The sequence below is a fragment of the Microbacterium umsixpiens genome (assembly GCF_053543675.1).
The window spans coordinates 1-5,957 of the sequence record NZ_JBLVOH010000098.1 but is presented as its reverse complement, the minus strand read 5'-3'; the positions used below and the strand labels follow the sequence as shown (position 1 = coordinate 5,957).

Annotated in this window: 9 protein-coding genes; 4 read left to right on the top strand and 5 right to left on the bottom strand. The window is 69.6% G+C overall.

The window, feature by feature from the left end; genetic code table 11:
- Together ACNPM4_RS10095 and ACNPM4_RS10090 are read right to left on the bottom strand one after the other, a co-directional pair.
- Positions 1-340: putative immunity protein (locus ACNPM4_RS10095; protein ID WP_448985564.1), on the bottom strand; the 340-nt coding region annotated here is incomplete at its 3' end.
- A gap of 2 nt (positions 341-342) precedes the next feature.
- Entirely contained in the window at positions 343-783 is a 441-nt protein-coding gene (locus tag ACNPM4_RS10090) for a DUF6194 family protein (RefSeq protein ID WP_448985563.1), read from the bottom strand.
- 61 nt (positions 784-844) lie between these two features.
- Between ACNPM4_RS10090 and ACNPM4_RS10085 the strand changes: the two genes are divergently transcribed.
- Positions 845-1,567 (top strand): MerR family transcriptional regulator, encoded by a 723-nt coding sequence (locus ACNPM4_RS10085; protein WP_448985562.1) that lies wholly within the window; start codon positions 845-847, stop codon positions 1,565-1,567.
- A gap of 65 nt (positions 1,568-1,632) precedes the next feature.
- Positions 1,633-2,550 carry a TY-Chap domain-containing protein gene (locus ACNPM4_RS10080; RefSeq protein ID WP_448985561.1) on the top strand — a complete coding sequence of 306 codons (918 nt, stop codon included), beginning with the start codon at positions 1,633-1,635 and terminating at the stop codon, positions 2,548-2,550.
- A gap of 27 nt (positions 2,551-2,577) precedes the next feature.
- On the opposite strand, the gene ACNPM4_RS10075 is transcribed toward ACNPM4_RS10080, so the two are convergent.
- Complete coding sequence (locus ACNPM4_RS10075; protein ID WP_029264310.1) at positions 2,578-3,207, bottom strand: hypothetical protein; 630 nt, start codon at positions 3,205-3,207, stop codon at positions 2,578-2,580.
- Between the two features lie 34 nt (positions 3,208-3,241).
- Entirely contained in the window at positions 3,242-3,991 is a 750-nt protein-coding gene (locus ACNPM4_RS10070; protein WP_448985560.1) for a DeoR/GlpR family DNA-binding transcription regulator, read from the bottom strand.
- A gap of 54 nt (positions 3,992-4,045) precedes the next feature.
- Here ACNPM4_RS10070 and ACNPM4_RS10065 point away from each other — a divergent pair, with 54 nt between their 5' ends.
- The gene (locus ACNPM4_RS10065) at positions 4,046-4,411 is read left to right on the top strand and encodes a DUF4406 domain-containing protein (protein WP_448985559.1); all 366 of its coding nucleotides are present in this window, start codon (positions 4,046-4,048) and stop codon (positions 4,409-4,411) included.
- Positions 4,412-4,420: 9 nt separating this feature from the next.
- Complete coding sequence (locus tag ACNPM4_RS10060; RefSeq protein ID WP_029264313.1) at positions 4,421-4,597, top strand: hypothetical protein; 177 nt, start codon at positions 4,421-4,423, stop codon at positions 4,595-4,597.
- 9 nt (positions 4,598-4,606) lie between these two features.
- Here ACNPM4_RS10060 and ACNPM4_RS10055 read toward each other — a convergent pair whose 3' ends face one another.
- A complete protein-coding gene (locus tag ACNPM4_RS10055; RefSeq protein WP_448985558.1) occupies positions 4,607-5,956 on the bottom strand; it encodes an LLM class flavin-dependent oxidoreductase in 1,350 nt (449 codons plus the stop codon).
- Position 5,957: the final 1 nt, after the last annotated feature.

Genomic DNA, 5,957 nt, shown 5'->3' with positions numbered 1-5,957 from the left:
GCGCGAGCTCCACGGCTTTCGCGGCGTATGCCGCCGCTCCGAGTGCATGGGCGCCCATGTGGGCGACGCCCGCAGCCTGTGCGGAGGCCCGCGCGGCGGCAGCCCCTGCCGGCGAGGTCGCACTGTGGGCGGCCCTGCCCGCGACGAACCGCCGACGGATCTCTACGGCGGCGCTGAGCTCACCCCGGGCGAATGCTCGTGCCCGGGAGATGGCGTCTCGGGCGCGGTCGTCGTCCGGCGCTTCCTCCTCGAACAGGGGCAGTGCCCGCTCAGCGCAGTCGGCCGCCCACACGGCGACGATCCTGCGGTCGGCCTCGGTCATGCCCTGCACGGTGGTCATGTTCACTTCGCCCGGCGCTGGGACCGCTGCCGGGCGGACTCGTGCGCTTGGCGGAGCAGATCGAGCACGGATTCCGAGGTGCGCTCCGCGGGGTCGATCACGCACACCCACCCGGCCGCGCCGTAGAGCGGATGCCGCTGGAACACGTCGACCTCCGCCGGCGCGGTGTCCACGGGGACGAGTGACTCCACCTGCTCGCGTCCGACGTTGATGTTGACGCGGAACCGCCCTGGCGCATCCAGCGCGGAAGCCGTGTCGTCGGGGTAGTCCTTCGTGATGATCGTTCCGTACGGCTGGGTGCGCTCCGGCATCCGCCCGTCCGGTGCGTGATAGAAGTAGGCGTCTCCCCAGGAAAGCGCGGGGAAGTCGCTGCCCGCTTCGGGGGTGACGACGAGTGCGCCGTCGAAGCCACGGACTGTTTCGATGATCTCCTGCATTGTCATCCCTCAATGATGAGGTTCACGTGCTTATGTGGACTTGGAAGCGGGAAGGAGGGCGAATCACATGCCGAACCCTCAAGAGGATGTCATGACGACGGCTGCGCTCGGTCGACGCGTGGGCTACTCGACGCAGCAGGTGCGCGACCTGGAGCGGCTCGGGGTCATCCCTCCGGCCGAGCGCGGAGCCAACGGCTACCGCCGCTACGCGGGGCGGCACGAGACCGCCGCGCGCGCCTATCGTGCGATGGCGGCGGCCATCGGCCCCGTGCCCGCCCGGCGACTGATGCCGACTCTGATCGGGGCGCCGGTCGGGGCCGCGGCCGAGCGCATCGATGACCTGCATGTCGGTCTCGCGGCCGAGCGCTTCCGAGTGCGCGAGGCGCTGCGCGGTCTCGATGTCGCTCTGGTCGAAGCCGGCGAAGACTTCGACGACGCGGATGCGATGACCATCGGCGAACTCGCGCAGGCCCTCGGCATCCGCCCGTCCGCGCTCCGTCACTGGGAGCAGGAAGGGCTGGTGCATCCGCTCCGCGGCACGGCATCCACGCGGTCGTACGGCGCGGCGGCGATCACCGAGGCGCGCATCGTCGCCGCCCTGCGCGCGGGCGGCTACGGTATCCCCGCGATCTCGCGCATCCTCGAACACGTGCGGCAGCATGCCGACACGGGCGAGGTGCAGCGCATCCTCCAGGGCCGGCTGGTCGCGCTCACACGGCGCAGCGTCGCGCTCCTCGCGGCCGCCGGACACCTGCACGCGCTTCTCGTCGATCGGGGCGAGGGGGACTGACGGTCGTCGTCGACCGTGAGGTCGGACGGCTCGCTTAGGGTGGCTCGTATGACGTGCAGCGCGCGGTGGCCGAAGACGATGCGCGTGCTCGCGACGCCGATCCGGAAGCCGGGGTGCTGACCATGCAGAAGTCGGGGCGATACGTGCGCGTGGGGAACACGGAGTACCTGCTCGCCTCTCCGGGAGGCAACTGGGCGCTCTGGAGCCCCACCCCGGTCGAGGGTTTCCGGAAGATCGGGAGCGGGTGGGTCCGCAACATCGCACCCGACGAGCAGCTGGAGTGCTTCCGCGTCGCACACCACGGCACGTATCGCGGCATCCCGGTCACGGTCGAGCCCGGCGACGGAGCATTGGCACGCCTCGACACCCGCGATCCGCGCGCAGCCGAGCAGGGGTTCGAGAGGTTCGGGTTCGAGCGGCCCGAACTGCAGTCGTGGCTGAAGTTCGTGCCCGTCGACGACCGGGACCTCGCCTTCACGACCACGCGCACACCGGAGCCGATGCCGTGGGCGGCGTCGACCCGAGACGCCGTCGCGCAGCGCCCGGTCCCGCGACCGTCCGACGCGCAGCCGTCGGAATGGGGAGCCTTCACACTCCGTCTCATCACGGCGCTCCGCGGTGTGACCGACCGCGTGTTCCTCATCGTCTCGGTCGATGGCGACCCGCTGCGCTACGTGCAGTTCGCCGGAGACCCCGAGATGCTCCACGCCGAGGCGCCGGGGGGCGACGTGGTCGCGGATGCCGACGAATCGGTGCTGCGGGCCACCGGGTGGAAGGAGCCGGGGGTCGCGCAGCCGAACTGGACCGCGGAGCTTCCGCTGCCCGCGTACGCGGTCGACTTCCGGGAACTTGCCGAGCGATGCGTCGCTGCGCTGCGTGATGCCTATGGGGTGACGAGCCCCGATGCCCTCGCGTACCGCGCGTGGCGTGATCCGGCGCAGGCCTCGCTCGAATTCCCCGGACTCGGTCGCGCCCTGCCCTGATCCGCGCCTCCGGGATGCCGCCTGGGTTCAGCGACCGCCGAGGCCGGCCTGCTCGCGCATCGCGGTGAGGTCGAGGTCTTTCGCGTCGAAGAAGAGCGCCGGGTCCAGCGCGAGCGGCTCGGAGTCGATCCAGAGTTCCTTCCCCGCGACGCGGATCACGCCGATGTACATCGCCCGGTCGGCGTCGGACGTCCAGATCGTGAGGAGTCGGTCATCGCCCCGGTGTGCGATCACGTCTTTCAGGGCGGCGACGATCCCGGCGCTGTCCGAGCTGCCGCGCTGCAGCGTGGACAGGGCCTGATCGAGCGGGAATCCCGCGGCCACACCGTGGATCACCGGATTCGTCAGCACGCCGCCGCCCTTGATCCGCCAGCGCCGCGCACTGACGAAGAACATCACGATAGCGGCGACGAAGACAGCCGGCGGGAGGAAGAAGGCACCGGCGATCGCGAGCCCGCTGCGCACGCGTCCGCCGAGCAGTTCGACCGTCGCCTCCGGGTTGAGGTAGACGAGGAGCATCACGACCACCATGAGCCCGGCGATCACGACCCACGTCGTCGACTTCCGGGGAGAGCGCTCGGAGACGAAGAGATCTGGGCGAGTGGCGAACCATGTGTAGAGGTTGCGCGACCGGGACCGGAGGGGCGTGAAGCTCATGGGATCACGCTAGTGCGGTCGGCAACGGCGCCCATCACGCCGGGCTGCCGATCCGTGCTTCGACCTCCGCGATGAGGGGGTTGGTGTCGGCGGGGTCGGTGACGATCGCGGTGACGGCGTCGAGCGCCAGGACGGGGTAGCGCGCGACGGCGCCGACCTTCTCCTCGCTGGCGAGCACGACGGTCGCGGCGCAGCGCGAAGCCAGTGCGCGCTTGGTGACGGCGTCGTCGAGTTCGCCCGTGGTGAGGCCGCGTTCGGGGTCGATGCCGGTGGCGCCGAGGAAGAACGTGTCGGCAGCGAGGCGCTGGATCGCCTCCATGGCCAGCCCGCCGCCGGTCACCAGCGAGTGTCGGGAGAGTTCGCCGCCGATCATGATCACCCGCGCGTCCGAGTGCTCGACGACGGCGAGGGCGATGGCCGGGCTCGGCGTGATGACGGTGATCCCTGTGCCGGAGGGAAGGAGCCGGGCCATCGCCAGTGTGGTCGTGCCGGCGTCGAGGACGATCGTCGATCCGGGGCGGACGGTGGCCACCGCCGCGCGCGCGACGCGTTCCTTGCTCTCGGTCGCCAGCGCGGCGCGTTCGCGAACCGGGGGCTCGGGAGCGGGGATCGGCAGCGCACCGCCGTAGACGCGCAGGAGTCTGCCCTCGTCCGCGAGCTCTCGGAGGTCACGGCGGATGGCATCCTCCGAAACGCCGAGCTCGTCGGCGACGGCTTTCGCCACCACCCGTCCGTCACGGTCCAGGAGAGCGAGCAGGTGGTCTTTGCGTTGCGCGGCCAGCATATGATTCCTCACGAAGTTGCACGTTCTTGCATGATTCAGACTACAGTCATCTGCATGACGAAACCACTCCTGATCCTGATCGCCGGTCCGTACCGCTCGGGTACCGGCGGCGATCCCGCCCTCATCGCCCAGAACCTGGCTCGCTTGGAAGAGGCCTCCGGCCCGATCTTCCGCCTCGGCCACGTGCCGATGATCGGCGAATGGGTCGCGCTGCCGATCCTGCGCACGCTCGATTCCGCCGAAGCCGGCGACGGCGACGTGATGTACGAGACGGCGCACCGACTGCTGCAGCACTGCGACGCCGTCCTGCGCCTTCCCGGTGAGTCGTCGGGTGCGGACAAGGATGTCGAGATCGCGAAGGAGCGCGGGCTGCCCGTCTATCGCTCGCTCGAGGAGATCCCCGCAGCCTCGACTCCGTAGGCTGGAGGTATGACCAAGAACATCTGGACCATCCTCGGCGTCATCCTCGCCGTCGTGATCGCGTGGTGGATCGTGAGCGCGCTGTTCTCGGTGCTCGCGTTCATCTTCAAGCTCGCGATCGTCGCGGTCGTCGCCGTGGTGGTGTTCCTCATTCTGCGCGGGATCTTCAGCCGCAGCGACGACTGACGCACCGGCTCACGTCGTGGCGAACGCCCCGACGCGGTACTTCGCGGCGCGGTGCGTGTCCTGCACGCGGTCTCCCTTGCCCTGCAGCTTGTTGCGGAGCGTGCCCGGTGTGTAGTCGTTCGGGTAGACGCCGCGCTCGCGCAGCACCGGGATCACGTGCTCGATGACGTCCTGCCACGTGCCGGGTGTGACCGCGTAGGCGAGGTTGAAGCCGTCGATGTCGGTCTCTTCCACCCAGGACTGCAGCTCGTCGGCGATCTCGACACCAGAGCCCACGACCGTGGGGCCGAGGCCGCCGATCGCGTTGTGGCGTCCGAAGTCGCCGACGGTCCATTCGCGGCCGAGGTCGGCCTCTTCCTTCAAGTGCTGCAGCACCGACTGGATCGCGTTCGACTCGACGTTCCCGACCGGCTCGTCCTCGGCATACTGAGAGAGGTCGATGCCCATCCAGCCCGACATGAAGGTGAGCGCGCCCTCGGGGCTCGCATAGGAGAGGTACTCGGCGTGCTTCGCGGTCGCCTCCTCGCTCGTCGCGGCAGTGATCACCGTGAGCAGTGTGTAGATGCGGGCGTCGTACCGGTCGCGGCCGGCGGCTTCCAGGGCGTCGCGGATGCGCTTCACCGTGCCGGCGAGCACCTCCTTCGAGGGGGCGGCGACGAAGATGGCCTCGGCGTTCTCGGCCGCGAACTTCACTCCGCGCGGGCTCGCACCGGCCTGGTAGATCACCGGCGTGCGCTGCGGCGACGGCTCGGAGATGTGGATGCCGGGAACGCTGAAGTGCTTCCCCTCATGCCCGATCGGGTGCACCTTCGACGGGTCGGTGAAGATGCCCCGCTCACGGTCCTCGACCACGGCGTCGTCTTCCCACGAGCCCTCCCAGAGCTTGTAGAGCACTTCGACGTATTCGTCCGCGTGGTCGTAGCGGTCGTCGTGCGCGAGCTGATCCTCCTGGCCCATGTTGCGGGCGGCACTGGGCAGGTATCCGGTCACGACGTTCCAGCCGATCCGGCCCTGCGTCAGGTGGTCGAGCGTGCTCAGACGTCGCGCGAACGGGTAAGGGTGCTCGAACGCGGTGCCGGCTGTGATGCCGAATCCGAGGTTCTCGGTGACCGCGGCCATCGCGCTCACCAGCAGGATCGGGTCGTTCACGGGCACCTGGGCGCCGTTGCGGATCGCGGCCTCGTTCGTGCCGCCGTAGACGTCGTAGGTGCCGAGCACGTCGGCGATGAAGATGCCGTCGAAGGTCGCGCTCTCCAGCAGCTTCGCCAGGTCCGTCCAGTACGAGATCGTGTGGTACTGCCGGGACCGGTCGTCGGGGTGCCGCCACAGGCCGGACGACTGATGGGCGACGCAGTTCATG

What these genes read in the sequence shown, in the direction of transcription:
- ACNPM4_RS10090 (WP_448985563.1), bottom strand. Translation starts at nt 783, where the DNA reads ATGACAATGCAGGAGATCATCGAAACAGTCCGTGGCTTCGACGGCGCA.
- ACNPM4_RS10055 (WP_448985558.1), bottom strand. Translation starts at nt 5,956, where the DNA reads ATGAACTGCGTCGCCCATCAGTCGTCCGGCCTGTGGCGGCACCCCGAC.
- ACNPM4_RS10075 (WP_029264310.1), bottom strand. Translation starts at nt 3,207, where the DNA reads ATGAGCTTCACGCCCCTCCGGTCCCGGTCGCGCAACCTCTACACATGG.
- ACNPM4_RS10060 (WP_029264313.1), top strand. Translation starts at nt 4,421, where the DNA reads ATGACCAAGAACATCTGGACCATCCTCGGCGTCATCCTCGCCGTCGTG.
- ACNPM4_RS10085 (WP_448985562.1), top strand. Translation starts at nt 845, where the DNA reads ATGCCGAACCCTCAAGAGGATGTCATGACGACGGCTGCGCTCGGTCGA.
- ACNPM4_RS10065 (WP_448985559.1), top strand. Translation starts at nt 4,046, where the DNA reads ATGACGAAACCACTCCTGATCCTGATCGCCGGTCCGTACCGCTCGGGT.
- ACNPM4_RS10070 (WP_448985560.1), bottom strand. Translation starts at nt 3,991, where the DNA reads ATGCTGGCCGCGCAACGCAAAGACCACCTGCTCGCTCTCCTGGACCGT.